A 521-nucleotide genomic window follows, 5' to 3' on the forward strand; every position below is an offset into this window, starting at 1 on the left:
GTTCCGGTCGTTCTTCAATGCGTCATAAACCGCCTTGGCACCATTCTCCGCGAAGCCTTCACGTTTCTGTGAGCTTGCCATAGTGCCTCCTTAATTAGATATTCAGACCACCGCCAGAACTGCGAGCGACACTCAGAGATTTCTTGCCACCAGCACGGGCTTTCTTCTTACCAGATTCAGTCTGTGCATCATCTTCGGTCTCTACATCACCCTTTGTAGGTGCTTCGATAATCTGTGCCGGAGGTGGAGCAGCCACAGGAGCGGCCTGTTCAGGTTGACCACCTTGACCGAGTACACCACCTACAGCACCAACAGCGCCTTTGGCAACCTTCTCTACTGGCTTAGTAATTTTACGAACAGTCTTCTTCACTGCCTTTTTAATCTTCTTACCCATGATTATATCCTCTTGAATACGTTTCGAATTGACCCATCGTGTTCATGTACACAACGGGAGACCCACTGGCAACCTCTACGAGTCGCCTCAGCTAACACCCAGCGCCAGACCCAAGGTGCGTACCCTG

The 521-nt window shown here is 50.9% G+C and carries 1 protein-coding gene; it reads right to left on the reverse strand.

Features of this window, described 5'->3' with window-relative positions; all coding sequences use genetic code 11:
- Window positions 1-94: 94 nt before the first annotated feature.
- On the reverse strand, window positions 95-394 hold the full coding sequence (locus I6F53_RS20450; RefSeq protein WP_197240985.1) for a hypothetical protein: 300 nt from the start codon (window positions 392-394) through the stop codon (window positions 95-97).
- Window positions 395-521 lie beyond the last annotated feature (127 nt).

Source organism: Pseudoalteromonas sp. SWN29, assembly GCF_015864465.1.
Classification (GTDB): domain Bacteria; phylum Pseudomonadota; class Gammaproteobacteria; order Enterobacterales; family Alteromonadaceae; genus Pseudoalteromonas.

Bases quoted from the DNA above. Each gene is read 5' to 3' on its own strand.
- I6F53_RS20450 (WP_197240985.1), bottom strand. From the start codon at position 394: ATGGGTAAGAAGATTAAAAAGGCAGTGAAGAAGACTGTTCGTAAAATT.